20 protein-coding genes are annotated in these 24,443 nt (G+C 73.1%); 9 read left to right on the plus strand and 11 right to left on the minus strand.

Annotated elements, in window-relative coordinates:
* Positions 1-31: 31 nt before the first annotated feature.
* A complete protein-coding gene (locus tag JOD66_RS12215; RefSeq protein ID WP_204837144.1) occupies positions 32-715 on the minus strand; it encodes a GntR family transcriptional regulator in 684 nt (227 codons plus the stop codon).
* 159 nt (positions 716-874) lie between these two features.
* Between JOD66_RS12215 and JOD66_RS29485 the strand changes: the two genes are divergently transcribed.
* Positions 875-2,629: a sigma-54-dependent Fis family transcriptional regulator gene (locus tag JOD66_RS29485; RefSeq protein ID WP_204837145.1), complete on the plus strand. Its 1,755-nt coding sequence runs from the start codon at positions 875-877 to the stop codon at positions 2,627-2,629.
* Between the two features lie 14 nt (positions 2,630-2,643).
* On the opposite strand, the gene JOD66_RS12225 is transcribed toward JOD66_RS29485, so the two are convergent.
* The 4 genes from JOD66_RS12225 to JOD66_RS12240 all read right to left on the minus strand — a co-directional run bounded on the left by JOD66_RS12225 (position 2,644) and on the right by JOD66_RS12240 (position 8,188).
* Positions 2,644-3,684, minus strand: coding sequence for an ABC transporter permease (locus JOD66_RS12225; RefSeq protein ID WP_204837146.1), 1,041 nt, complete (start codon positions 3,682-3,684; stop codon positions 2,644-2,646).
* 2 nt (positions 3,685-3,686) lie between these two features.
* On the minus strand, positions 3,687-6,227 hold the full coding sequence (locus tag JOD66_RS12230) for an ATP-binding cassette domain-containing protein (RefSeq protein ID WP_204837147.1): 2,541 nt from the start codon (positions 6,225-6,227) through the stop codon (positions 3,687-3,689).
* An 11-nt stretch (positions 6,228-6,238) separates the two neighbouring features.
* Entirely contained in the window at positions 6,239-6,967 is a 729-nt protein-coding gene (locus JOD66_RS12235) for an SDR family NAD(P)-dependent oxidoreductase (protein WP_204837148.1), read from the minus strand.
* An 87-nt stretch (positions 6,968-7,054) separates the two neighbouring features.
* Positions 7,055-8,188, minus strand: coding sequence for a substrate-binding domain-containing protein (locus JOD66_RS12240; protein ID WP_204837149.1), 1,134 nt, complete (start codon positions 8,186-8,188; stop codon positions 7,055-7,057).
* Positions 8,189-8,436: 248 nt separating this feature from the next.
* Between JOD66_RS12240 and JOD66_RS12245 the strand changes: the two genes are divergently transcribed.
* Genes JOD66_RS12245 through JOD66_RS12270 form a run of 6 tightly spaced genes read left to right on the plus strand, consistent with a single transcriptional unit; the run spans position 8,437 to position 15,536 of the window.
* Positions 8,437-9,348, plus strand: coding sequence for an alpha/beta hydrolase (locus tag JOD66_RS12245; RefSeq protein WP_204837150.1), 912 nt, complete (start codon positions 8,437-8,439; stop codon positions 9,346-9,348).
* 32 nt (positions 9,349-9,380) lie between these two features.
* Complete coding sequence (locus JOD66_RS12250; RefSeq protein ID WP_204837151.1) at positions 9,381-11,033, plus strand: flavin-containing monooxygenase; 1,653 nt, start codon at positions 9,381-9,383, stop codon at positions 11,031-11,033.
* A complete protein-coding gene (locus JOD66_RS12255; protein WP_204837152.1) occupies positions 11,030-11,797 on the plus strand; it encodes an SDR family NAD(P)-dependent oxidoreductase in 768 nt (255 codons plus the stop codon). Before JOD66_RS12250 ends, JOD66_RS12255 begins: the two co-directional genes overlap by 4 nt.
* Before the next feature lie 54 nt (positions 11,798-11,851).
* Positions 11,852-13,348, plus strand: a complete 1,497-nt coding sequence (locus JOD66_RS12260) for an NAD-dependent succinate-semialdehyde dehydrogenase (protein ID WP_204837153.1) — start codon at positions 11,852-11,854, stop codon at positions 13,346-13,348.
* Entirely contained in the window at positions 13,345-14,595 is a 1,251-nt protein-coding gene (locus JOD66_RS12265) for an iron-containing alcohol dehydrogenase (protein WP_204837154.1), read from the plus strand. The genes JOD66_RS12260 and JOD66_RS12265 overlap by 4 nt, the downstream gene beginning before the upstream one ends.
* Positions 14,592-15,536 (plus strand): 3-hydroxyacyl-CoA dehydrogenase, encoded by a 945-nt coding sequence (locus JOD66_RS12270; protein WP_204837155.1) that lies wholly within the window; start codon positions 14,592-14,594, stop codon positions 15,534-15,536. The genes JOD66_RS12265 and JOD66_RS12270 overlap by 4 nt, the downstream gene beginning before the upstream one ends.
* Here JOD66_RS12270 and JOD66_RS12275 read toward each other — a convergent pair.
* Together JOD66_RS12275 and JOD66_RS12280 are read right to left on the minus strand one after the other, a co-directional pair.
* Positions 15,533-16,174, minus strand: coding sequence for a response regulator (locus JOD66_RS12275; protein ID WP_204837156.1), 642 nt, complete (start codon positions 16,172-16,174; stop codon positions 15,533-15,535). The two genes, JOD66_RS12270 and JOD66_RS12275, sit on opposite strands and share 4 nt — an antisense overlap.
* Entirely contained in the window at positions 16,138-17,283 is a 1,146-nt protein-coding gene (locus JOD66_RS12280) for a sensor histidine kinase (protein ID WP_204837157.1), read from the minus strand. The genes JOD66_RS12275 and JOD66_RS12280 overlap by 37 nt, the downstream gene beginning before the upstream one ends.
* A gap of 136 nt (positions 17,284-17,419) precedes the next feature.
* On the opposite strand from JOD66_RS12280, the gene JOD66_RS12285 reads away from it, so the two are divergent.
* Positions 17,420-19,570: an MMPL family transporter gene (locus tag JOD66_RS12285; protein WP_239545214.1), complete on the plus strand. Its 2,151-nt coding sequence runs from the start codon at positions 17,420-17,422 to the stop codon at positions 19,568-19,570.
* Between the two features lie 107 nt (positions 19,571-19,677).
* On the opposite strand, the gene JOD66_RS12290 is transcribed toward JOD66_RS12285, so the two are convergent.
* Positions 19,678-20,412 (minus strand): IclR family transcriptional regulator, encoded by a 735-nt coding sequence (locus JOD66_RS12290; protein WP_204837158.1) that lies wholly within the window; start codon positions 20,410-20,412, stop codon positions 19,678-19,680.
* A gap of 71 nt (positions 20,413-20,483) precedes the next feature.
* On the opposite strand from JOD66_RS12290, the gene JOD66_RS12295 reads away from it, so the two are divergent.
* The gene (locus JOD66_RS12295; RefSeq protein ID WP_204837159.1) at positions 20,484-22,355 is read left to right on the plus strand and encodes an FAD-dependent monooxygenase; all 1,872 of its coding nucleotides are present in this window, start codon (positions 20,484-20,486) and stop codon (positions 22,353-22,355) included.
* Here JOD66_RS12295 and JOD66_RS12300 read toward each other — a convergent pair.
* Genes JOD66_RS12300 through JOD66_RS12310 form a run of 3 tightly spaced genes read right to left on the minus strand, consistent with a single transcriptional unit; the run spans position 22,342 to position 24,439 of the window.
* Positions 22,342-23,130: an enoyl-CoA hydratase/isomerase family protein gene (locus JOD66_RS12300; RefSeq protein ID WP_204837160.1), complete on the minus strand. Its 789-nt coding sequence runs from the start codon at positions 23,128-23,130 to the stop codon at positions 22,342-22,344. The genes JOD66_RS12295 and JOD66_RS12300 overlap by 14 nt on opposite strands.
* Positions 23,127-23,462, minus strand: coding sequence for a VOC family protein (locus tag JOD66_RS12305; protein WP_204837161.1), 336 nt, complete (start codon positions 23,460-23,462; stop codon positions 23,127-23,129). Before JOD66_RS12305 ends, JOD66_RS12300 begins: the two co-directional genes overlap by 4 nt.
* Complete coding sequence (locus JOD66_RS12310; RefSeq protein WP_204837162.1) at positions 23,459-24,439, minus strand: LLM class flavin-dependent oxidoreductase; 981 nt, start codon at positions 24,437-24,439, stop codon at positions 23,459-23,461. Before JOD66_RS12310 ends, JOD66_RS12305 begins: the two co-directional genes overlap by 4 nt.
* Positions 24,440-24,443 lie beyond the last annotated feature (4 nt).

Raw genomic sequence — 24,443 nt, forward strand, 5'->3', positions numbered from 1 at the left:
TCGAGTATCGCGTCCGGGCGTCGCGGAGCCCTCAGCCGCCCGTCGCGAGCAGGGGCGGGGTGCGCGTCTCGTACTCGGCCACCGCCAGCTCGCCGGCGCGCCTGATGTGGGCGGCGCAGGCCGCGCGGGCGTCGTCGGGGTCCCGGCGGACGGCGGCGGCGTCGACGATGCGCCGGAGCTCGTCGAGCGAGAGCCGGACCCGCTCGTCGTCGGTGAAGGCGAAGTGGCGGAAGATGCCGATGCGCAGGTGGATCCGCTCGAGGTTCTCGCGGAGCACCTCGTTGTCGGCCCCGGTGAGCAGCCGCTCGTAGAACTCGTCCTTGAGCACGATCCGGGTGGCCAGGTCGCCGGGGAGGAACTCGCGGTCCATCCGCTCGAGGTGGGCGACCAGTCCCCGGGCCTGCTCGTCGCCGGCCCGGGCGGCGAAGCACTCCCCCATCAGGCCCTCGAGGCAGGCGCGCACCTCGTACATGGCGATGATGTCGCAGCGGGTCAGCAGGGTGACGATCGCGCCCCGGTTGGGCAGCAGCGTGATCAGGCCCTCGGACTCGAGCTGCCGCAGCGCCTCGCGCACGACCGTGCGGGAGACGCCGTAGCGCTCGCAGAGCATCGGCTCGGCCAGCCGCTGGCCGGGCCGCAGCTCGAGCTGGACGATGTCCTGGCGGACCGCCCGGACCACCTCCTGGCGGACGGGTGCGGCCGGGACCGTGATCATCGCTGTCCTCCCGAATGTGACGACCCGCACGTACGAGCCTTGATCGTATGACGGTATGACGATTATGGTGACAGTCGTCACGGCTGTCCATCTCGGACCGCGCCCACCGCTCCGAAAGCGGAGGCCGGACGCCTGGACGCAGCGAGATAGGAGGCGGTCGTGCCGGACCAGCCCGCACCCGACGCGCTGGCGGCGGCCAAGGACGCGGTGCTCAACGAGCCCGCCGAGTCCGCCGTCCCCGCGCCGGCCCTGATCGACTCGTGGCGCCGCTCCCGCGACGCCCTCGGCGTCCCCGCCAACGTGCGCGACGTCCCCCACGTCGGCGAGGAGCTCCTCGACGCCCACCTGCTCGAGATGATGCGGAGTCCTCTGCAGCGGTTCGCCGACACCCTCGACGGCACCGGCCTGGGCCTGCTGCTGTCCGACGCCAACGGCCGGATCCTGGAGCGCTGGGTGGCCGACCGGACCGCGAGCGCGCACTTCGACAAGGTCGGCACCTTCCGGGGCTCGGTGCTCTCCGAGGACTCGGTCGGCACCAACGGCGTCGGCACCGCCCTCGCCACCCGGAGCCTGGTCCAGGTCCGCGGCGCGGAGCACTTCGCCGACTTCTACCAGCGCGCGGTGTGCACCGGCGCCCCGCTGTTGCACCCGATCACCGGATCGCTGCTCGGCTCGGTAACCCTCTCCTCCGACATCAGCCCCGGCACCGAGCTGATCCGCCCCCTGCTCCAGACCATCGTCGAGCGGCTGCGGCAGCACATCCTCGACGTGGAGACCCCGGCGTCGCGCCAGGTCCTCGAGGGCTTCATCCAGGCCGTACGCCGCTACTCCGAGCCGGTCGTCGCCGTCGGGCAGAACGGCCTGGTCATCCAGAACGCGCTCGCCAGCAAGCTGAGCCCGGCCCAGCTCGAGGAGATCCAGGAGGCGTGCCGCGAGGCCGGCGCGCCGCAGGGCCTCCCGACCCGGGTGACCACCGAGAGCCTGCAGCTGCAGCTGACCACCCTCGCCGACGACAACCACGTCGCGGTGGTTCTCGAGACGCCCCAGCACGCCGGCCGGGCCGCCCGGAGCGCGGCGCCGGCGGCGCTGCCGAGCCTCGGCCTGGTCGGCCGTACGCCGGAGTGGCTCGCGGTCCTGCAGCAGGTCGCGCGCGCCCGCGACGAGGACGGCCCGCTCGTCATCGCCGGCGAGCCCGGCACCGGCAAGATGTCGGTCGCCACCGGGCGTCCGTGGAACTCGGTCGGCTCGCCCCCGGCGGAGCCCTCGGACGTCGTGGTCGACGCGGCGGAGAGCCATGTCGTCGGGACCCAGGCCTGGCTGGCGGGGATCGCCCAGCACCTCACCGGGTCGCGGCGGCTGGTGGTCCACGGGGCCGAGACCCTCGACCGGGCCGCGCTCGCCGGGCTCCGCTCGCTGCTCACCCACGCCGAGGCGGCGCCGTCGGTGGTGGTCACCGTGTCGGCGGGCGAGCCGGCCGAGGCCGAGGAGCTCGCGGTCCGCCTCGGTGGCGGCCGCGTGGTCTGGGTCCCCGCTCTGCGCGAGCGTGCGGCCGACCTCCCGGAGCTGTGGAACTCCTTCGCCCGGGTCCACGCCCCGGGCGCCGGCATGGTGCTGCGTCCCGAGGCGCTCAACCTGCTCCGCGGCCACGACTGGACGGGCAACCTCACCGAGCTGCGGCTGCTGGTCTCCCGGCTCGCCCGGTCGGGCAAGACCGGTCCGGTCGGGATCGCGGACCTGCCGGCGGCGCTGCGCGAGAGCGCCCCGGGGCTGACCCTGATCGAGCAGGTCGAGGTCCGCGCCATCCGTCAGGCGCTCCAGGAGGCCGGCGGCAACCGGGCCCGTGCCGCCGAGATCCTCGGCGTGTCACGGGCCACGGTCTACCGCAAGATGAAGTCCTACCGGCTCATCGGCTGACGCCCGGGCCGACGTCAGGCCGGCACGGCAGCGGTCCGGTCGGTCAGCCGCCGACGCCAGGCGGCGACGAGCATCGGCACCAGCACCCGCCCCAGCACCACGAGGAGCAGGACCGCTGCCTGCGCGACCAGCTGACGCGAGTCCGACCAGCCCAGGGCCCGCAGCAGCTGGCCGAGCTGGGTGAGGAAGAGCGCGGCGACGCCGGAGGCCACCACGCTGGCGACCCCGCCGGACAGAGCGGTCCCGCCGAGGACGACCGCGGCCACGGTCGGCAGCAGGTAGGAGTCGCCCAGGAACAGCGGCGGCGTCTTGGTGTACCCGGCCAGCAGCACCCCCGCGACCCCGTAGCAGGCGCCGGCGCTCGCGTACGCGAGCAGCTGGTAGCGCCCGACCCGGACCCCGATCACCTCGGCGGCACGCGGGCTGACCCCGACCGCGGTCAGCCGGCGCCCACTGGTCGAGCGGCCGATCACCACGCCGACGACGCCGACGACGAGCACGGCGACCAGCACCGTGTTGGGTACGCCGAGGGTGCGGTCGAGCGCGAACTGGTTGAGTGCCGGGGCCGCGCCGGCCGGCGTACCGTCCGCGACGGCGAACACGATCCCGAGCAGCACCGCGTTGAGACCGAGGGTCGCGATCAGCGGGATCACCGCGAACCGGGTGACCAGCACTCCGGTCACCAGGCCCGCCACTGCCGGGCCGAGCGCGCCGGCGACGACGGCGAGGGCCAGCGGCCAGCCGTGCTGCTGGGGCAGGGCGGTGCACAGCACCGCGCCCAGCGCGATCATCCCGGGCACGGACAGGTCCAGGCCGCGCTGCTGGACGACGAGGGTCTGCCCGGCCGCGGCGATCGCCAGCACCGCGGCGAACGGCAGCATGCTCAGCAGCGGCGCCGAGGCGAGGCTGCCGGGCGCGACCAGGGGCGACACCACGAACAGCAGGACCGTGGCGACCACGATGGTGGCCGGGCCCGCGGTGAGGAGCCGGCGGCCCAGGTCGCGGAGCGCCGGGGTCGACGGTGTCGACGGGGTCGATGGGGAGGTGAGGTCCATGCTCACGCCTTCCGTGCGTGCTGGAGGCGGCCGAAGAGGACGGCCGCGGCGAGGATGACCAGGCCGGGGAGCAGGTAGCTCCAGGCCTGGGGGAGCTGCAGGAACGGCGAGGCGGAGAGCAGCTGCTGCACGAGCAGGCCCGCCGCGAGCACGCCGAGGAACGAGCCGCGCCCGCCGAAGACGCTCGCGCCGGCCAGCACCACGACGGTGACGGACGACAGCGTGTAGCCGACCCCGGGCCGGCCGTCCCCGATGCCGATCTGGGCCATCAGCAGCACCGCCGCCGCGCAGGTCAGGGCGCCGGCGAGGACGTAGGCGCCGAGCTGGACCCGCACCGTCCGCACACCGATGCTCTCGGCGGCCTCGCGGCGCGAGCCGGTCGCCCGCAACGCCACGCCCCACCGGGTACGCCGCAGCGCGACCTCGAGGCCGATCGCGACGGCCGCGGCGGCGAGGATCGCGACCGGCAGCGGCCCGAAGCGCGCCATCACCTGCGTGGCGAAGCCCTCGGCGACGATGCCGTCGGGCACCTCGCGCAGGGTCAGGTAGAGGCCCTGCAGCGCCATGAACACCGCGAGGGTCACGACCACCGCGTCGACGCCGAGGACCGCCACCAGGAAGCCGTTGACCAGCCCCACCGCGAGCCCGGTGAGGGCCATGAGCAGCAGGCCGAGGCCCGGGTTCCCGCCGTCGACGACCCAGAACGAGCCGACCACGACGAGCAGTCCCATCAACGGGCCGACCGAGAGGTCGATGCCTCCGGTGAGCACCACGAGGTGCTGCGCCGCTCCGACGAGGACCAGCGGGGCGGCCATGAAGAGCAGGTTGTAGACGTTGAACGAGGAGAAGTACGACGAGTTCTGCGCGCCCACGACCAGACCCAGCAGGGCCATCACGCCGACCAGCACCGCCGCCGGTGCGTGGTCGCTCGCCAGCAGCCGTCGCCAGCCCGCACGGCGGGGCGGGTCCACCTCCGCACGCTCCCGCACGGTCGTCGCCGTCAGGGCGGCGTGCGCGATCGCCTCCTCGGTGACCTCGGCGCCGGTGAGCTCCTTGACCACGCTGCCCCGCGACACGATGAGCACGCGGTCGCACAGACCCTCGAGCTCGACGCCGTCCGACGACAGCACCACGACGGCCGCGCCGTCGTCGGCGAGCGAGCGGAGGATCCGGTAGATGTCGACGCGCGCACCGGCGTCGACCCCCTGGGTCGGCTCCTCCGCGAGCAGCACGCCCGGGCCGGCGAGCACGGTGCGCGCCAGCACCACCTTCTGCTGGTTGCCGCCCGACAGCGAGGCGACCGGCGCGTCGACCGACGGGGTCTTGATGCCCAGCGCCGCCCGCTGCTCCTCGGCCCGCGCGGCCACGGCGCGACCGCGCACCAGTCCGGCGGTGCTCACCTGGTCGAGCGTGGCGGCGACGGTGTTCTCCGCGACCGAGAGGGGCAGGAAGACACCCTCCTCGTGCCGGTCCGCCGGCACGTGGACCACGCCGGCCTGCCGGGCCGCGGCGGTGCTGCCCCGGCGTACGGCCCGGCCGTCGACGAGGACCGTGCCGCGGCTGGCCTCGAGCCCGGCGATCGCGCGCAGCAGCTCGGCCTGGCCGTTGCCCTGAACGCCCGCCAGGCCGACCACCTCGCCGGCCCGGACGGTGAACGAGACGTCCTGGAACCGGTCGCCGCCCAGCCCCTCCACCACGAGCTGCTCGCGGGTGCCGACGGACCCGACGACCGACCCCTTCGGCGGGAAGACCGTCTCCAGGGCGCGGCCCACGACCAGCTCGACGATCTGGTCCTCCGAGACGGTCGCGGCGGCGTGGACGCCCCGGGTCCGCCCGTCGCGCAGCACCGTGATCCGGTCCGCGATCTCCTTGACCTCGGGGATCCGGTGCGAGATGTAGACGACGGCGGTGCCGTCGGCGACCACCTCACGCAGCCGCCGGAAGAGCAGCCGCACCTCGTCGAGGCTGAGGTGCTCGGTCGGCTCGTCGAGCACCAGCACCTTCGGCCGCAGTGCGAGCGCCTTGGCGATCTCGATGACGAACCACTGCTCGATCGGCAGGTCCCGGACGCGGGCCCGGGGGTCGATGTCCATGCCCCACGGCGCCAGCTGGTCCCGGCTCCACGCGACGGCGCCGCGGACGCCTCCGTTCGCGAAGCCCACGCCCACCGCCATGTTCTCGGCGACGGTGAGGTCCGGGAGCAGCGCCGGGTGCTGGCGCACGATGGCCAGACCGAGCTCGCGGGCCCGGTCCGGCGACGCGTGACCCAGCTCGTCACCGAGGATGACGACCTCACCGTCGTCCGCGGCGAGCGCCCCGGAGGCGATCGCCATCAGCGTCGACTTCCCGGCGCCGTTCTCGCCGACCAGCGCGTGCACCTCGCCGCGGTCGACGACGAGGTCGACGTCGGCGAGCGCCCGGACCGCGCCGAAGCGCTTGCCGATGCCGCGCAGCTCGAGGGCGTGCCCGGCCGGGGCGCCCGTCGTGCCCGGGCCGGTCGGGACCGGGACCTCCTGCACCGTCATCGCGGTGCTTCCCTCCATGCCGGCGGTGCTCACTGCGCCAGGTACCCGCCGTCGATGACGAGCTCCGCGCCCGTCATGAAGCTGGAGTCGTCGCTGGCCAGGAACACCGCACCCTGCGCGATCTCCTCCGGCTTCCCGGCACGGCCCATCGGCGTCTGGCCGACCACGTAGTCGTTGACCTCGGGGTCCTGGGCGTCGGTGAGCGGCGTGCTGATGAAGCCCGGGTGCAGCGAGTTCACCCGGATGCCGTTCTGCGCATAGGTGATGGCCGCGTTCTTCGACATGTTCCGCACCGCGCCCTTGGTGGCGTGATAGGCGTGCCCACCCGCGACGGCGGCGGATCCCCAGATCGAGGACACGTTGATGATCGAGCCACTGCCCTGGCCGAGCATGGCCGGGAGGACCGCGCGCATGCCGAGCCAGGTGCCGGTCTGGTTGATGGCGACGACCCGCTCCCAGTCCTCGACGGTGAGCTCGTGCACCGGCTGGTAGGTGATGATGCCGGCGTTGTTGGCCAGGACGTCGATCCGGCCGTGGCGGTCGAGGACGTCGGCGACGACGCGCTGCCAGTCGGCGTCCTTCGCGACGTCGAGCTGCTGGTACTCGAGGCCGGGACGGCCGCCGAGCTGGTCCGCGTCGCTGCCGCGGCTGGTCGCGACGACGCTCGCGCCCTCGCGGGCGAAGACCTCGGCGATGGACCGGCCGATGCCGCGTCCCGCGCCGGTGACGATGGCGACCTTGCCAGTGAGTCGGGACATGGGTGCTCCTGGGTGTGCTGGACCCGCCGGTCCGGACACGGTGGTGGCCGTCCGGACCGGCGGTGGATGGATGGTCGGGTCGGTCGCTCAGTCGAAGAGCGCCTGGAGCTCCTCGACCGTCAGGCCGGAGGAGAGGATGGCGTCGGGCGGGAGGGAGTCCTCGCACTTCGGCGCCTTGGCGGGGTCGGTCGAGTCCTCGATGATCTCGAGGTTGTACGTCGACGGCTCCTCGTTGAGGATCCCGTTGTGGGCGGCGAGGCCCTTGTGCAGCGCGACCTTCACCACCCAGTTGCGGGAGGACTCGGTCGCCACCTGGAAGGTCGGTTGTGCCTTCGCGTGCTCGTACCACAGGCAGGCGAACTCGTTGGAGTCGTTGGCCGACCAGACCGGCAGCGGCTGTCCGGCCGCGAGGAAGGCGCGGATGCCGCCGACCGAGCCGCCGCCGTAGTCGGCCACGATGCCGTCGATCGAGTCGTACTTGGTGAGCAGGCCGGCGACGACCTGCTGGGTCTTGCCGGGCTCCCAGTCGGTGCTCACCGGGCCGTCGGTGTTGAGCAGGGTGACGTCGGGGTGCTCCTTCACGGCCCGGACGACGCCGTCGTAGACCCCCTGCGAGTAGGAGTTGCCGGGCAGGCCGCCGAGCATGACCAGGTTGCCCTTGCCGCCCATCTTCTCGATGGTCCAGGCCGCCAGGTTCTCGCCGTACGTCGCGATGTCCTCGGAGACGAAGTCGACGTAGTCCTTGCCCGGCTCGCCGCCCGGCGAGCCGACGAAGGGCACCACCTCGACGCCCGCGGCGGTCGCCTTCTTGATCGTCGGCAGCAGCGCCTCGCCGCCGTCGACGAAGGTGACGATGACGTCAGCGCCCTGCGCGACGAGCGAGTTGATGTCGGCGATCGCCTTCTGGGTGTCGCCCTGCGCGTCGGTGTAGAGGACCTTGGTGATGTTGTCGCACTTGGCGGCCTCGGCCTCGAACACGGCCCGCGTGATCTTGCGCCACGAGTTGCCGCCGAAGCCGTCGGCGAGGGCGACGGTGATGTCGTCGTCCCCGCAGAACTCGCTGATGTCCTGGATCTGGTCCTGGGTGCCGACGACGCCGACCTGCTGGCCCTCGACCGCGTCCTTGGAGCTCTTCGCCCCCGACGGCGCCCCGCTCGAGCACGCCGTCGCCAGCGCCGCGGTCGCCGCCAGCGCGAGAAGGCCCTTCTTGCTCACCTGCATCTGTGATCAGTCCGCCCTGTCTGTGGGTGCCGTCCGTCACAGCACCTCCTTGAACCGGGAGTCTTGGGCGTCCGGAGGGCAGTGAGCCGCGTCACTCTGCGACCGGACTGTCGCAATCTGCGACAGACCTCGCATCGCGACGACCCGGCCGTTCAAGGTGAGGACGTGGCCGATCGCCACCTCCCTCCCGGCCCCGGTCAGGACGCCGGTCGAGGGGGACACCCATCCCTCGGAAGGAGACGTCAGCGATGACGCAACCGGTGCCGCAGGACCTCCTCGGCGAGATCTACGCCCAGTGGGCCGACGAGATGCAGGCTCACCCCGACATGTCGCTGCAGCTGCTGCGGATCATGTTCGACGACTGGCAGCGGGCCACGGCCGAGCCCGAGGGGGTCACCTACCGCCACGCCGCCGTCGGCGGCGTCCCGGGGATCTGGGCCGAGCCGGTCGGCGTGGAGTCCGAGGAGGTGCTGCTGCTCCTGCACGGCGGCGGGTTCGCGCTCGGCTCCTCGGCCTCGCACCGCAAGCTCGGCGGTCACCTGGCCCGGGCCTGCGCGGCGCCGGTGTTCGTCGCCGACTTCCGGCTGGCCCCGGAGCACCCCTACCCGGCGGCCATCGAGGACGCGCTCGCCGTGCTGGCGGCGTGGCGTGCCGAGGGCCGCGCCCCCGAGCGCACCACGATCGTGGGCGACTCGGCCGGCGCCAACCTGGCGATCGCCACCACGCTCCGCCTGCTCCAGGCCGCTGAGCCGCTGCCTCGCCAGGTGATCACCATGTCGCCCTGGCTGAACATGGAGAACACCGGCGCCACCCTCGACACCAACGACGCGACCGACTTCCTGATCACCCGCGAGGGACTGCAGGCCAACATCGACCGCTACCTCGGGGGCATCGGCGACCCGACCGATCCGCTGGCCAACCCGCTGTACGCCGACCTCACCGGCTTCCCGCGCCTCTACGTCTGCGCCGGCTCCGTCGAGTCGCTGCTCGACGACAGCGTCCGGCTGGACGAGCTGGCCCGCAAGCACGACGTGGACGTGACCCTCTCCATCGGCGAGGGCCAGCAGCACGTCTTCCCCTTCCTGGCGGGCCGCACCGAGCGCGCCGACCAGGAGATCGCCGCGATCGCCGCCTGGTACCGCGCCGGCCTCCCCGCCTGACCGACCACTCCCGAACCCGAAGGATCACAGCAATGAGCACCGACCTCACCGTCGACCACGACGCGCTCGTCATCGGCGCCGGCTTCTCCGGCCTCGCCCTGCTCCACCACCTCCGCGAGGCGGGCCTGGCCACCCACGTGGTCGAGGCGACCGACGGCATCGGCGGCACCTGGTGGATCAACAACTACCCGGGTGTGCGAACCGACAGCGAGTTCCACTACTACTCGTTCTCCTTCTCCAAGGAGGTCCGCGAGGAGTGGACCTGGACCGAGCGCTACCCCAGCGGCAAGGAGGTGCTCGGCTACCTCAACTTCATCGCCGACCGGCTCGACCTGCGCAAGGACATCGAGCTCGGCAAGCGCGTCTCGCGGGCGGCGTACGACGAGGCGGGCAACCGCTGGGTGGTCGACTTCGAGGACGGGACCCGGCAGACCGCGCGCTACCTGGTCAGCGGGATGGGCGTGCTCTCCCAGCCGATCTACCCGGCGATCCCGGGCGTCGACTCCTTCGCCGGCGAGAAGTACCACACCGCCTCCTGGCCCCGGGAGGGCGTCGACCTGCGCGGCAAGCGGGTCGGCATCATCGGCCTCGGCGCCTCCGGCATCCAGGCGGTTCCGGTGATCGCCCAGCAGGCCGAGGAGTTCTACGTCTTCCAGCGCACCCCCAACTACGTCGTCGAGACCAACAACGAGCAGGTCGACGCGGAGTGGATGCAGTACGTGCGCGACCACTACGACGAGATCTTCGCGCAGGCCGCCGCTCACCCGTTCGGCGTCGCGATGGAGTACGCCGAGAAGAGCGCGCTCGAGGCCACGCCGGAGGAGCGCCGCGCGGTGTTCGAGAGCAAGTGGCAGGAGGGCGGCTTCCACTTCGCCAACGAGTGCTTCAACGACCTCGCCACCAACCACGAGGCGAGCGAGCTCGCCTCGGAGTTCATCCGCTCCAAGATCCGCGAGATCGTCCAGGACCCGGCCGTCGCCGACCTGCTCTGCCCGAAGGACTACTCGTTCAACGGCAAGCGGGTGCCGACCGGCCACCACTACTACGACACCTTCAACCGCGCGAACGTGCACCTCGTCGACGTGAAGTCGACGCCGATCTCGGCGATCACCGAGCGGGGCCTGGTCGTCGGCGACACCGAGTACGAGCTCGACGTGCTGGTCTTCGCGACCGGCTTCGACGCGATGACCGGCACCCTCACCACGATCGACATCGTGGGCCGGGACGGGCTGGTCCTGCGGGAGAAGTGGGAGCGCGAGGGCCTGCGGAGCAACCTGGGCATCTCGGTGCACGGCTTCCCGAACTTCTTCATGTCGCTCGGCCCGCAGACGCCGTACTCGAACCTGCCGGTCCCGATCCAGCTCGGCGCGCAGTGGCTGCAGCGGCTGCTGGTCTGGGCGCGGGAGAACGACGTGCCGCGGATCGAGGCGACCGCGGCCTCCGAGCAGTGGTGGCTCGACGAGACCAACCGGGCAGGCGAGGCGACCGTGATGTGCTCCGAGGGCGAGAAGGCCGGCGCCTGGTTCCTCGGCCACAACGTCCCGGGCAAGGGCCGCGCGTTCCAGGTGTACATGGGCGGCGGGCAGGTCTACCAGGACTACTGCGGCCAGGCGGAGGCCGAGGGCTACGTGTCCTTCCTCAACGACCGGGTCCACGCCGAGGACGCCGAGGTGGTCCCGGCGTGAGGGTCGCCGACAAGGTCGCCGTCATCACGGGCGCCGCCATGGGCATGGGCCGCGCGACCGCCGAGCTGTTCGCCCGCGAGGGCGCGGTGGTCACGCTGACCGACATCGACGCCGGGGAGGGCGAGGCCGCCGCCGCGGCGATCCGCGACGCCGGCGGCCGGGCGAGCTTCCGGCCGCTCGACGTGAGCGACGAGGCCGCGGTCGCCCGCACCTGGGCCGACGTGGTCGCCGAGCACGGCCGGATCGACATCCTGGTCAACTGTGCCGGCGTGATCGGCCCCGACAAGCCCACGCACGAGCTCACCGAGGCCGAGTGGGACGCGCTGTTCGCGATCGACGTCAAGGGCGTGCTGTGGGGCACCAAGCACGCCGTGCCGTACATGATCGAGCAGGGCGGCGGCAGCATCGTCAACTTCTCCTCGATCTACGGCCTGCGCGGGAACGACGAGTTCACGGCGTACCACGTCGCCAAGGGTGCGGTCACCATGCAGACCCGGCAGGACGCGGCGACGTACGGCAAGTACGGCATCCGGGTGAACAGCGTGCACCCCAGCACCGTGCTGACCCCGCTCGTCGAGGGCATCGCGGCCGACTTCCCCGGCGGGATCGCGGCCTACGAGGAGGTCAACACCACCCATCAGTCGCTGCGCCGGCTCGGTCGCCCCGAGGAGGTGGCCTATGGCGTCCTGTACCTCGCCTCGGACGAGGCATCGTGGGTCACCGGCGTCGCGCTGCCCATCGACGGCGGCTACACCGCCCGCTGAACCGCCCCACCCATTCGCACCCGCGGGCTGGCCCGCACCAGGAAGGAAGAACCCATGACCACTGCCGAGACCGTGGCACCGCAGGGACTGTCGGCCGCCGCGGACGTGCCGACCGGCCTCCACATCGACGGCGCCTGGAGCGACCCGGGCGGCTCGTTCGAGGTGACCGACCCCGCCACCGGGCTGGTCATCGCCCGGATGGCCGACGCGGGTGCGGACGAGACCCGCGCCGCCCTGGACGCGGCCGTGCGCGCCCAGCAGGATTGGGCGCACTGGGCGCCGCGGGCGCGGGCGGACCTGTTCCACCACGCGTACGCTCTGCTGCGCGAGCGCCGGGAGCGGTTCGCCCGGGTGATGACGGCCGAGAGCGGGAAGCCGCTCAGCGAGTCCCGGGCCGAGTTCGACCTCTCGGCCGGCTTCTTCCTCTGGTACGCCGAGCAGATCACCCACCTGCACGGCACCTGGGCGCACGGCTCGAACGGCGGCTACCGCGTGGTCACCACCCATCAGCCGGTCGGGCCCTGCCTGCTCATCACCCCGTGGAACTTCCCGCTGCTGATGTCGGCCCGCAAGGCCGGCGCGGCCCTCGCGGCCGGTTGCACCGTGGTGATGAAGACGGCGCAGGAGACGCCGCTCACCGGGGCGCTGTTCACGCAGACCCTGGTGGACGCGGGCTTCCCGGCCGGCGTGGTGAACCTGCTGCACACGACGCGTTCCGCGACGGTCTCGGAGACCGCCCTCGCCGACCGCCGGCTGCGCAAGATCAGCTTCACCGGCTCCACCGGCGTCGGCAGCCTGCTCCTCCAGCAGGCCGCCCCGAACGTCGTCAACGCGTCGATGGAGCTGGGCGGCGACGGTCCCTTCCTGGTGCTGGACGACGCCGACGTGGACCTGGCCGTCGAGCACGCGCTGATCTGCAAGTTCCGCAACGCCGGGCAGGCCTGCGTCGCGGCCAACCGGATCATCCTGCACGAGGCGATCGCCGACGAGTTCACCGAGAAGTTCGTCGCCGGCGCCCGCGACCTCCGGGTCGGCAACGGGTTCGACGAGGACACCGAGGTCGGTCCGATCATCAGCGGCCGCCAGCGCGACCGGGTGGTCGACCTGGTCGACCGGTTCCGGGGGATCGGCGCCGACGTGCTGACCGGCGGCCGGCCGGCCCCGGGCGACGGCTACTTCTACGAGCCGACCGTGATGGCGCTCGCCAGCCGCGACCACGAGCTGTGCACCGAGGAGCTGTTCGCCCCCCTGGCCGCCCTCTACCGCGTGGGCAGCGTCCGGGAGGCGCTGGACTTCGCCAACGACACGACCTACGGACTCGCGGCGTACCTGTTCACCCGCGACCTGGACCGTGCGGTGAGCATCGCCGAGCACCTCGAGTTCGGCATGGTCGGCATCAACCGCGGGATCATGGCCGACCCGGTCGCGTCGTTCGGTGGCGTGAAGGCGTCCGGTCTCGGCCGCGAGGGCGGGCCCGACGGCATCCACGAGTTCCTGGAGCCCAAGTACCTCGCGATCACCGTCGACGAGTCCAAGGACGGCCTGCGATGAGCGCGCCGGTCCGGACCACGAACGACCTGCGACTGGGCCTGCTCCGGCAGCCGGGCACCGTCCTGTTCGGTCCCGGGCAGCGGCACCACCTGGCCCGGCTGCTGCCGGCGTACGGCGGCCGGGCGCTGTTCTGCACCGACGAGCGGATGGCCGCCGATCCGGTCTACCGGGAGCTGGTCGCCGGCGTCGAGGAGGCCGGCACCAAGGTGACCACCTACGCGAAGGTCGAGCCGGACCTGCCCCGGCAGAACCTCGAGGCGGTGGCTCGCGCCCACGACGGCGACGAGTTCGACGTGGTCGTGGCGGTGGGCGGTGGGAGCGTCCTCGACTTCGCGAAGGTCGCCGCGATCCTGCTCGCGCAAGGCGGCGACGTCGCCGCGCTGTACGGCGAGAACGTCGTGCCGGCCGCGGGCCTGCCGCTCGTCACGCTGCCGACGACCGGTGGCACCGGCGCCGAGGCCACTTGCATCTCGGTGGTCTACGACGACGAGCGAAGCATGAAGGTCGGCATCGCGAGCGCGTGGCTCGAGGCGGCGGCCACCATCATCGATCCCGAGTTCACCCTCACCTGCCCACCCTCGCTGACCACGGCGACGGCCGCCGATGCGCTCACCCACCTGGTCGAGGCGTTCACCGCGCGGGCCAAGAACCCGACCAGCGCGGATCTCGACGCCCACCTGTACGCCGGCAAGAACCTGCTGGCCGACACCTGGGCACGTCAGGGGCTGCGGCTGGTGCGCGACGCGTTCCCGCGGATGGCGGCCGATCCCGCCGACCTCGGCGCGCGGTCGGACACCATGCTCGCGGCGTTCTCGGCGGGACTCGCGATCAACACCGCCGGGACGGCGGCCGCGCACGCGATCCAGTCGCCGATCGGCGCCCTCACCCACAGCGCGCACGGCCTGGGGGTCGGCGCGCTGCTGCCCTACGTGCTGCGCTTCAACCTGCCGACCCGGATCGAGGAGCTCGCCGAGGTCGCCGACCTGATCGGGGTGGCCCCCGCCGGCGGCTCGGCCGAGGCGGCGGCGCACGCCGCCGTGGAGGGCATCGAGTCGCTGCTCGCCACGATCGGCTGCCCGCTCGACCTGGCCGCCCTCGGCCTGCGCCCCGAGCACGTCGAGCAGGTCGCGGACCAGGCCATGCTCGCGACCCGGCTGACCGCCAACAACCCGCGCGAGCTCGAGCGGGCCGACGTCGTGCGGATCCTCGAGCGCGGGATCGCCGGCGACCGGAGCTGGTGGACATGACCATCGGCATCGCCGGCGCGGGCTCGATCGGCGTCGCCATGGCGGTGGTGTTCGCCCGCGCCGGCCAGGACGTACGGTGCTGGGACCCGTTCCCGGACGCCTGCCACCGGGCGGCCACCGAGCTCGACGACCGGCTGGACCGGCTGCACCGGGGCGGCCTGCTCGACGAGGACCCGGCGGCCGTCGCCGGCCGGGTCTCGTTCGTGGGCCGGCTCGAGGTCGCCGTCGAGGACGCCGACCTGGTCCAGGAGTGCGCGCCCGAGCGCCTCGACGTCAAGCAGGCGCTGTACGCCCGGCTGGCCGAGCTCACCGGTGCCGGCGTGCCCCTCGCCAGCTCCAGCTCGGCGCTGCGGGCCGGCCTGCTCGCCGAAGGCAACGGCGCCGCGGACCGCATCCTGGTCGCGCACCCGGCCAACCCGCCGTACCTGCTGCCCGTCATCGAGCTGGTGCCGAGCACCGCGACGGATCCCTCGATCACCCGGGCCGCCGCCGAGCTGTACGCCGGGGCCGGGCTGCACCCGATCGCCCTGCACCGCGAGGTCGAGGGCTTCGTCTTCAACCGGCTACAGGGCGCGGTGCTGCGGGAGGCCTACTGCCTGGTCCGCGACGGCGTGGTCGACGTCGCCGACCTGGACGCCGTGGTCACCCTCGGGCTGGGCCGGCGCTGGAGCGTCATCGGGCCGTTCGAGACCGTCGACCTGAACACCCGCGGCGGGATCGAGGCGCACGCCGAGAAGATGGGTCCGGCCTACGAGCGGATGGGGCGCGAGCGCGGTCAGCACGACCCGTGGACGCCCGACCTGGTCGCCACGGTGGCGGCCCAGCGCCGCGCGCTGCTGCCGCTCGAGGAGTGGGACCGGCGCGTGGCGTGGCGCGACGAGCGGCTGATCGAGCGGGCCCGGGCGGACGCGGTCGAGCCGGTCCCGTCGGCCGTCTCCTAGAAGCGAAGCCACTCCAGCACCGCGCGCACCCGCCGGTGGTCGTCGGTGTCGGCGGGCAGGTCGAGCTTGGCGAAGATGCTGTTGATGTGCTTGGCGACCGCCTTCTCGGTGACGACCAGCGCCTGGGCGATCCCGGCGTTGGCGCGGCCCTCGGCCATCAGCGCGAGCACCTCGCGCTCGCGCTCGGTCAGCCGGTCGACGGGGGTGTCCTTGCGACGGTCGAGGACCGCCGCGACGACGGAGGGGTCGAGGACGGTGCCGCCGGCGGCGACCCGGTGCAGGGCGTCGACGAACTCGCCGACGTCGGAGACCCGGTCCTTGAGGAGGTAGCCGACGGCGCCCTCGCCGCTGGCGAGCAGCTCGCGGGCGTAGAGCTGCTCGACGTACTGCGAGAGCACGAGGACCGGGAAGCCGGGGCGGCGGGCCCGGACGGCGATGGCGGCGCGCAGGCCCTCGTCGGTGAACGACGGCGGCATCCGTACGTCGACCACCGCCGCCTCGGCGCTCGGGTCGTCGAGCGCGCGCTCGAGCTCGGTGAGGTTGTCGACGGCGGCCACCACCTCGAAGCCCTTGGCCTCCAGGAGCTGGCTGAGGCCTGCTCTCAGGAGCGCGTGGTCTTCGGCGAGGACGATGCGCACGGGATCTCCCAGGTCACGACGGTCGGTCCCCCGGTGGGACTGGACACCGACAGGATGCCGTCGAAGGCCGCGAGCCGGGCAGCCACCCCCGGCAGACCGGAGCCGGAGCGCAGGTCGGCGCCGCCGCGGCCGTCGTCGCCGACCTCGGCGCGCAGCAGGGCGCCGTCGTGGTGCAGGGTCACCCAGGACTGCGCGGCGCCGGCGTGCTTGGCGGTGTTGGCCAGGCACTCCGCGACCGCGAAGTAGACCGCCGACTCGACCGGCGCCGGCAACCGCTCCGGTACCTCGAGCGCGAGCTCGACCGGCACCGCCATGTCCAGCGCCAGCGCGGATACCGCGCCGGTCAGGCCGCGGTCGGCGAGCACCGGCGGGTGGATGCCGCGGACCACGTCGCGCAGCTCGCCGAGCGCGGTGGACGACGTACCCCGGGCCTCGTTGAGCAGCCGGCGCGCGGCCGCCGGGTCGGTCTCGAACAGGTCGTCGGCCAGTCCGAGGCTGAGCGACACCGCGGCGAGCCGGGCCTGGGGGCCGTCGTGCAGGTCACGCTCGATGCGGCGCAGCTCGGCGGCGGAGTGGTCGACGACGACGGCGCGGGAGGCGGTGAGGTCGTGGACCCGGCGCTCCAGCGCCTCGGTGCGGCCCGGCGAGAGGATCGCGCGGTCGACCCAGGAGCGGGCGCGCATCAGCGGGACGGCGCCGTAGCGCCACAGCGGCAGGGTGACCACCGCGATCATCAGCAGGAACACCAGGAGCGACAGCACGAAGCCGCCGGTCATCGCCCACAGCATCCACAGCAGGTCCCGCCAGCTGGCCGGGTCGAGGGCCCGGGCACGCAGCGCGCGCAGTGGGCCGGGCGGCAGCGGCAGGTACGGCGCCGGCACCGGCTCGCCCGTGACCGCCGCGGCCATCCGCCGGTGGGCGTCGGCGATCAGCCGGCCGAGCGGCAGCGCGCCGAGCAGGAGCAGCATCCCGACCCAGACCACGGTGAGCACGCTGCTCACCACGATGAGCACGAAGACCAGGATCACCGGCACGAACAGCAGCACCTGGGCGAGCGCGACACCGGTGACCTTGAGCGGGCCGGCGGGTCGGGTCGGGACGGGCTGCACGACTCCATCCTGACCGACCGCTCCGGAGCGCACAGGGGTGCAGGCACCACCACCGGACGGGACGCTCCACCCCTGACCCCCGGGGTGCCGCGCCGGGAGGGTGGGACCACCCTCTCCCTCAGTCCCAGGAGTCCCCATGTCGTTCTCATTGAGCGCGGTGCCGACCCGCGCCGCCCGCTGGAGCGCCACCCACCCGTGGCGCGCGATCGGCGCCTGGCTGGCGTTCGTCGCGATCGCCGTCGCCCTCGCCGCCACCGTGTCGACCAACGAGGTCGAGGACGCCGACTACCGGATCGGTGAGTCCGGCCGCGCCGAGGCGCTGGTCGAGCGGGCCGGCCTGGACGCGCCGCCCTCCGAGAGCGTGCTGGTCCGGGCCCGGTCCGGCGAGCTGGACCCGGCGGCGGGCCGGGCCGCGACGGCCGAGCTCGCCGACCGGATGCGCACCGTGCCGGGCGTGGCCGACGTCGGCGACGTCGTACCGAGCGCGGACGGGACGGCCCTGCTCGTCCCGGTCGAGCTGACCTCCGACGAGATCGACGCCGCTCCCCTGCTCGCCGCGACCGCCGCCGTCCAGCGGGCCCATCCGGACCTCGAGGTCGCCCAGGCCGGCGACGTCACCATCGACGAGGCGATCAACGAGCGGGTCGGCGAGGACCTGCACTCGGCGGAGTTCATCAGCCTGCCGATCACGCTGGTGCTGATGCTGCTGGCGTTCGGGGCCCTGATCGCGGCCGGGCTGCCGGTGCTGCTCGCCGCCACCAGCGTGGCCGCGACGATCGGCATCAGCGCACCCATCTCGTGGCTGGTGCCGGCCGAGTCGACGGTGCTGAGCATGATCGTGCTGATCGGCATGGCGGTCGGCGTCGACTACTCGCTGTTCTACCTCAAGCGGGAGCGCCAGGAGCGGGCCGCCGGCCGGACGACGCTCGACGCGGTCGCCATCGCCGCCGAGACCTCGGGGCACGCCATCCTGGTCTCCGGTGGCGCCGTGATCGCCGCCCTGGCCGGGCTGTTCGTGCTCTCCGACGTCACCTTCGACTCCCTGGCCACCGGCGCCATCCTGGTCGTCGCGGTCGCGGTCCTCGGCTCGATCACCGTGCTGCCGGCGCTGCTGGTCAAGCTCGGGCGCTGGGCGGACCGGCCGCGGCTGCCGTTGCTGTGGCGGCTCACCCGCCGGGTTCCGTCGGGCACGGTCAGCGGCCGGGTCCTCGGCCCGGTGGTGCGGCATCCCGTGGTCGCCCTGGTCGTCTCCGCCGCCGGGCTGCTCGCGCTCGCCGTACCCGCCCTCGGGATGAAGACCCACCAGGCCAGCATCGAGACCCTGCCCGCCGACATCCCCGCCGTGCAGACGCTGCGGGCGATCACGCAGGAGTTCCCCGCGGAGGGCACCGCCGCCCAGGTCGTCGTCACCGGCGTGTCGTCGGGTGCGGCGCGGCCCGCACTGGAGCACCTGGTCGCCGCGGCCGGCGGCGCCGGCTTCGCGACCGACGGGGTCCAGGTGCGCACCTCCGCCGACGGCGATACGTCGGTCGTCGACCTGCCGCTGCCCTACGAGGAGGCCGACGACCGCGCCACCGCGGCGATCGAGCGGCTGCGCGCCACGCTCGCGCCGGACGCGCTGGACCGGCTCGGCCCCGACGGCTCGTGGGCGGTCGGGGGCGGCGCGGCCGAGTCGCTGGACCGCAACGACCTGCGGGAGCAGCGGATGCCGTGGCTGCTGGGCTTCGTGTTGCTGCTGACCATGGTGATGATGGTCCTGGCCTTCCGCAGCGTGCTGCTCGGCCTGGTGTCCACGGTGCTCAACCTGGCCTCGGTCGGCGTGGCCTTCGGGCTGCTGTCGATCGTGTTCCAGCACGGCGTCGGCGCGGACCTGCTCGACTTCACCAGCCCCGGCTTCGTGATCGAGTGGATCCCGATCTTCGTGCTCGTCGTCCTCGTCGGGCTGTCCATGGACTACCACGTCTTCGTCCTCAGCCGGATCCGCGAGCTCGTCGACCGCGGCCTGCCCGCCCGCGACGCCGTCCACCGCGGCATCGCCGACACCGCCGGCGTGATCACCAGCGCCGCCGCGGTGATGGTGTCGGTGTTCGCCATCTTCGCGACGCTGTCGATGATGGAGATGAAGATGATGGGCGTCGGGCTCGCCGCCGCGATCCTCATCGACGCCACGGTGATCCGGCTGGTGGTGCTCCCGGCGGTGCTGGTGCTGCTGGGCGAGCGGGCCTGGCCCCGGCGGGCCCGGCCGGCGGCCGTCGTACCGGCGCGGGAGGCGGCGCTGGTCAGCTGAGTGGTCGGGCCGGGTTCTCCCGTCGCATCTGACGAATGGGCTGAAGAAGTGGCCGATCTGCAGCCCGTTCGTCAGATGCGCGGCGAAAACGCTGGGCGAGGCCCGCCTCACGACGAGCTGAGCGCCCGTTCGATCCCGCGGGCGCAGCGGTGCAGCTCGTGCACCCAGCCCGGCACCCGGTCCCGGGAGAAGCGCGCGGTCGGCAGCGCCAGCGAGATGCCGGCCACCATCCCGTCCGCCCACCGCACCGGTACGCCGATCGCCGAGAGCCCGGTCTCGGTCTGCTCGTTGTTGAGCGCGAACCCGTTCTGGCGCACCGCGCGCAGGGCTCGGCGTACCTTGGTCCGCTCGGTCGGCTCCAGGCCGGCGAGCACCGCCGCCAGCGCGTCGTCGTCGAGGACCGACAGCATCGCCTTGCCGGCGCTGCTCACGTGGGCGGGCAGCGCCTTGCCGGTGCGGTCCCCGACGCGCAGCGGCTGCTCGCACTCGACGGTGTGCACGAAGCGTGCCTCGCCGCCGGTCAGCACCAGCAGGTTGGCCGACTCGCTCGTGCGGTCGACCAGCCGCTGCAGGTGGGGCAGTGCGGCCTGGCGCAGCGCCGAGAGCGGCACCGCCGTGGTCGAGCCGTGGAGCAGCGGTCCGGCCCGGTAGCGCTTGTCGGCGTCCTGCTCGGCGAAGTCGCGGTAGACCAGCATCGCGAGGAGCCGGTGCGCGGTGGAGGGCGAGACGCCGAGCCGGGCCGCGGCGTCGGTGACCCGCATCGGCCCCTCGAGCACGAGCAGCTGGGCGAGCAGCAGCGCGTTGTCGACCGACTCGATGGCGTACGACGGCCGGTTCTTCATCCGCATGCGCTCCTTTCTGCGCTACAGAATACCGTTCCCCGCGATTCTGCAGGCTGCCTAGCGTGCCATCCATGCAGTTCTACCGAGACGGCTATCGGCCGGGAGATCCCGACCTCCTCCCGGCCGCGCCCGGCGCGGCGGAGCGGGCCGGGAGCCTGCCCCCCGAGGTCGACGTGCTCATCGTCGGCACCGGACCCGCCGGCACCGTCCTCGGCGCCCAGCTCGCGGCCTTCCCGTCGATCCGCACCGCCGTCGTGGAGCGACGCGAGGGTCCGCTCCAGGTCGGCCAGGCGGACGGCGTGGCCTGCCGCACCGTGGAGATGTTCCAGGCCTTCGGGCTCGCCGAGGCGCTGCTGCGCGAGGCGTACTGGGTCAACGAGGTCCGGTTCTGGGGCCCCTCCGAGGCCGACCGGTCCCGCATCGCCCGCACCGGCTGGGTCGAGGACACCCCGGCCGGGTTGAGCGAGTTCCCCCACGTCATCGTCAACCAGGCCCGGATGCAGCAGTTCCTCCTCGACCACATGGCACGCTCCGCGAGCCGACTCGAGCCGGCGTACGGACTCGAGCTGGTGACCCTCGACGTCGGCGCGGGCGAGCACCCGGTGACGGTGACCCTGCGTCGCGCGGACGGCTCGCAGGAGACCGTGCGGGCGCGCTACGTGGTGGGCTGCGACGGCGCCCGCAGCGCGGTACGCCGGGCGATCGGCCTGGAGCTGCGCGGTGACGCCGCGAACCACGCGTGGGGCGTGCTGGACGTGCTCGCGACCACCGACTTCCCGGACTGGCGCACCAAGAACGTGGTCCAGTCCGACGGCAAGGGCAGCCTGCTGATGATCCCGCGCGAGGGCGGCACCATGGTGCGCTGCTATGTCGACCTCGGCGAGGTCCCGGCCGACGACGCCGGCCGGGTCCGCGCCACCACGGTCGAGCGGCTGGTCGAGATCACCAACGACATCCTGCACCCCTACTCGGTCGACGTGCGCTCAGTCGCGTGGTCCTCGGTCTACGAGGTCGGGCAGCGGCTGGCCGACCGGTTCGACGACGCCGAGGGCTCCGCGCAGCCGCGGGTCTTCATCGCCGGCGACGCCTGCCACACCCACTCCGCGAAGGCCGGCCAGGGCATGAACGTCTCGATGCAGGACGCCTTCAACCTTGGCTGGAAGCTGGCCGCCGTCCTCGAGGGGCGCTCGGACGCCGACCTGCTGCGCACCTACTCCGCCGAGCGCCAGGCCGTCGCCCAGGACCTGATCGACTTCGACCGCTTCTGGTCCGACTTCATCGCCCAGCCCGTCGTCGACGAGTCCCACCCCGAGCTCGGTGGCATCACCGCCGAGCAGATGCGGACCCAGTTCGCCCGCCAGGGCCGCTACACCGCGGGCCTCGCCACGACGTACGCACCGTCGGCGATCGTCGGCGACGACTCCCACCAGGCGCTGGCCAAGGGCTTCGAGGTCGGCACCCGCTTCCACTCCGCTCCGGTGATCCGGCTCGCCGACGCCCGGCCGCTCCAGCTCGGGCACGCCCAGCGCGCCGACGGCCGCTGGCGGATCTTCGCCTTCGGCGGTGCCACCCACGACGGCCTGCTGGACCTGGCCACCTGGCTCGGCGACTCTCCCGACTCCCCGCTCGCCCGGTTCACCCCCGCCGGCGCCGACCTCGACAGCGTGATCGACGTGCACGGCGTCTTCCGCTGCGGCCACCACGACCTCGACCCGTCCGACCTGCCGGCGGTGCTGCTGCCCCGCACCGGCCCGCTGGGCCTGCAGGACTGGGAGAAGGCGTGGGCGGTGGACGCCCGGGAGGATGTGTTCGCGGCCCGCGGCATCGACCCCGAGGGCGCGCTCGTGGTCGTCCGCCCGGACCAGTACGTCGCGCACGTGCTCCCGCTCACCGCGCGGGAGGAGCTGACCCGGTTCTTCGGGGGCTTCCTCAGGAGCCGGTGAAGACGGGCGCGGTCCGGTTCAGGAAGGCCTCGACCGCCACCGCGTGGTCCCGGCTGAGTCCGAGCGCGCTCTGCTCGACCGCCTCGGCCTGCAGCGTCTCGGCCAGGGACCGCGAGGATCCCGCGGCGAGCAGCCGCTTCGAGGCGGCGAGCGCCCGGGTGGGGCCGGCCGCTAACCGGTCCGCCAGCGTCCGGGCGGTGGCGAGGACCTGGTCGGCGGGGACCACCTCCCCGGCGAAGCCCCAGCCGACGGCCTGCTCGACCGTGAAGCTCTCGCCGAGCAGCACCAGCCGGCTGGCACGGGCCTGGCCGACCGCGCGGACCAGGGACGCGGAGACCCCGGAGTCGCAGGTGAGCCCGACACCGGTGAACGCCGTGGCGAGGGTCGCGCCGGACGCCCAGACCTGCAGGTCGCAGGCCAGCGCGAAGCCGAGGCCCGCGCCGACGCAGGTGCCGTTGACCGCGGCCACGACCGGCTTCGGCATGCTCGCCAGGGCCAGGGTGATCGGGTTGTAGTGCGCCAGCACGGTGTCGCCGGCGCGCGCGGGGTTCGCCTGGAGCGCCTGCACGGCCTCGCGCAGGTCCTGCCCCACGGTGAAGACGGACCCGGCGCCGGTGAGCACGACCGCGCGCACGGCGTCGTCGCTGCCGACCTCGCGCAGCGCCTCGACCAGCGCGGACTTCAGCGCGGTGCTGAACGCATTGCCGGCGTCGGGGCGGTGCAGGGTGACGATCGCGGTGGCGCCGTCGCGGTCCAGCAGGACCTCGTCGCTCATGTGGTCCTCTCGTAGAGCGCCACCGGGTTGCCGGAGGGATCGGTGACCACGACCCGCCGCTCGTGGGGACCCACCACCGGGTCCCCGGCAGCGGTCCCGGCCGCACCCAGCCGGGCGATGCAGGCGTCGAGGTCGTCGACCTCGATGCTCACCATGGTGCGGCCGGCGAGCGGCTGCTGGGTCTCGTCGGCCAGGCCGAGCGTGACGGTGCCGTCGGTGACCGCGGCGTACCGGTCCCCGTCGCGGAAGCGCGTGGTCAGCCCGAGCTCGCCGTAGAAGGCGAGCTGGGCGTCCAGGTCCTCCGCGGGGACGATGACGTGCCCGATCCTCATCCGCGGAACCTCGGCATCACCTCACGGGCGAACCGCTCCACGATCCGCACCGACTCCTCGATCGGCAGGCCGAGCCACTGCGCGCGGAAGACGAAGTGGTTGTAGCCGGCGTCCGCGAAGTCCTGCACCTTGGCCGCGACGTCGTCCGGCGAGCCGAAGAAGAGGGCCTTGTGCTTGATCCCCTCCCACTGGGACTCGAAGTAGTCCATGCCGTACTGGACGTACTCGCCGTAGGAGCGACGCACCGGCTCCCCCGCTATCTCCCAGGCCTGGTCGAAGGAGTCGGCCACGCACAGGTCCCGGTGGATCGGGAAGGTGGCGCCGTCGTCGGAGAAGCCTGCCTCGGCCCGGAGTCCCCGGTAGTCCTTCAGGTTGCCGACCGCCCAGTTGCGGCGCACGTTCGACGGCGCGAGCCAGGGCAGGCCCTGGCGCGCGATCCGCTCGATGCCGATCGGCCCGTTGGCGCCCACCCAGACCGGGATCTCCTCCTGCGCCGGCAGCACGCTGCAGCGCACGCCGTCGAGGTCGAAGTGCTTGCCGTGGTGGACGACCTTCTCCCCGGTCCACAGCGCACGCATCACCTCGAGGGACTCGTTCATCCGCGAGACGCGGGTCCGCCGCTCGATGCCGAACGAGGCGAACTCGTCCTCGCGGTAGCCCGATCCGATGCCGAGGACGAAGCGGCCCCCGGACATCTGGTCGATGGTGGCGATCTCCTCGGCCCAGTGCACCGGATGGCCCAGCGGCAGGATCAGGATCCCGGTGCCGAGCTCCATCTCGCCCGAGTGCTCGATCAGCCGCGACAGCAGCGGGAGCGGCTGTGGCGTGCTGAGCGAGGACAGGTAGTGGTGGATGCCGAAGACCGAGTCGTAGCCCAGGTCCCGGACGTGCTGGACGTACTCGACGATCTCACCGGTACGCCGGCCGAGGTCGTCGCCCGGCTGGTACTGGTGGTCGAGGAGGATGCCGAACTTCACGGGA

This window comes from Nocardioides nitrophenolicus, assembly GCF_016907515.1.
Taxonomy (GTDB): Bacteria; Actinomycetota; Actinomycetes; order Propionibacteriales; family Nocardioidaceae; genus Nocardioides; species Nocardioides nitrophenolicus.

Excerpts from the sequence above, each read along its gene's own strand:
- JOD66_RS12215 (WP_204837144.1), bottom strand. The coding sequence starts at position 715 with ATGATCACGGTCCCGGCCGCACCCGTCCGCCAGGAGGTGGTCCGGGCG.
- JOD66_RS12265 (WP_204837154.1), top strand. The coding sequence starts at position 13,345 with ATGAGCGCGCCGGTCCGGACCACGAACGACCTGCGACTGGGCCTGCTC.
- JOD66_RS12285 (WP_239545214.1), top strand. The coding sequence starts at position 17,420 with ATGTCGTTCTCATTGAGCGCGGTGCCGACCCGCGCCGCCCGCTGGAGC.
- JOD66_RS12250 (WP_204837151.1), top strand. The coding sequence starts at position 9,381 with ATGAGCACCGACCTCACCGTCGACCACGACGCGCTCGTCATCGGCGCC.
- JOD66_RS12295 (WP_204837159.1), top strand. The coding sequence starts at position 20,484 with ATGCAGTTCTACCGAGACGGCTATCGGCCGGGAGATCCCGACCTCCTC.
- JOD66_RS12305 (WP_204837161.1), bottom strand. The coding sequence starts at position 23,462 with ATGAGGATCGGGCACGTCATCGTCCCCGCGGAGGACCTGGACGCCCAG.
- JOD66_RS12245 (WP_204837150.1), top strand. The coding sequence starts at position 8,437 with ATGACGCAACCGGTGCCGCAGGACCTCCTCGGCGAGATCTACGCCCAG.
- JOD66_RS12260 (WP_204837153.1), top strand. The coding sequence starts at position 11,852 with ATGACCACTGCCGAGACCGTGGCACCGCAGGGACTGTCGGCCGCCGCG.
- JOD66_RS12230 (WP_204837147.1), bottom strand. The coding sequence starts at position 6,227 with ATGGAGGGAAGCACCGCGATGACGGTGCAGGAGGTCCCGGTCCCGACC.
- JOD66_RS12300 (WP_204837160.1), bottom strand. The coding sequence starts at position 23,130 with ATGAGCGACGAGGTCCTGCTGGACCGCGACGGCGCCACCGCGATCGTC.
- JOD66_RS12235 (WP_204837148.1), bottom strand. The coding sequence starts at position 6,967 with ATGTCCCGACTCACTGGCAAGGTCGCCATCGTCACCGGCGCGGGACGC.
- JOD66_RS12290 (WP_204837158.1), bottom strand. The coding sequence starts at position 20,412 with ATGAAGAACCGGCCGTCGTACGCCATCGAGTCGGTCGACAACGCGCTG.
- JOD66_RS12270 (WP_204837155.1), top strand. The coding sequence starts at position 14,592 with ATGACCATCGGCATCGCCGGCGCGGGCTCGATCGGCGTCGCCATGGCG.
- JOD66_RS12225 (WP_204837146.1), bottom strand. The coding sequence starts at position 3,684 with ATGGACCTCACCTCCCCATCGACCCCGTCGACACCGTCGACCCCGGCG.
- JOD66_RS12240 (WP_204837149.1), bottom strand. The coding sequence starts at position 8,188 with ATGCAGGTGAGCAAGAAGGGCCTTCTCGCGCTGGCGGCGACCGCGGCG.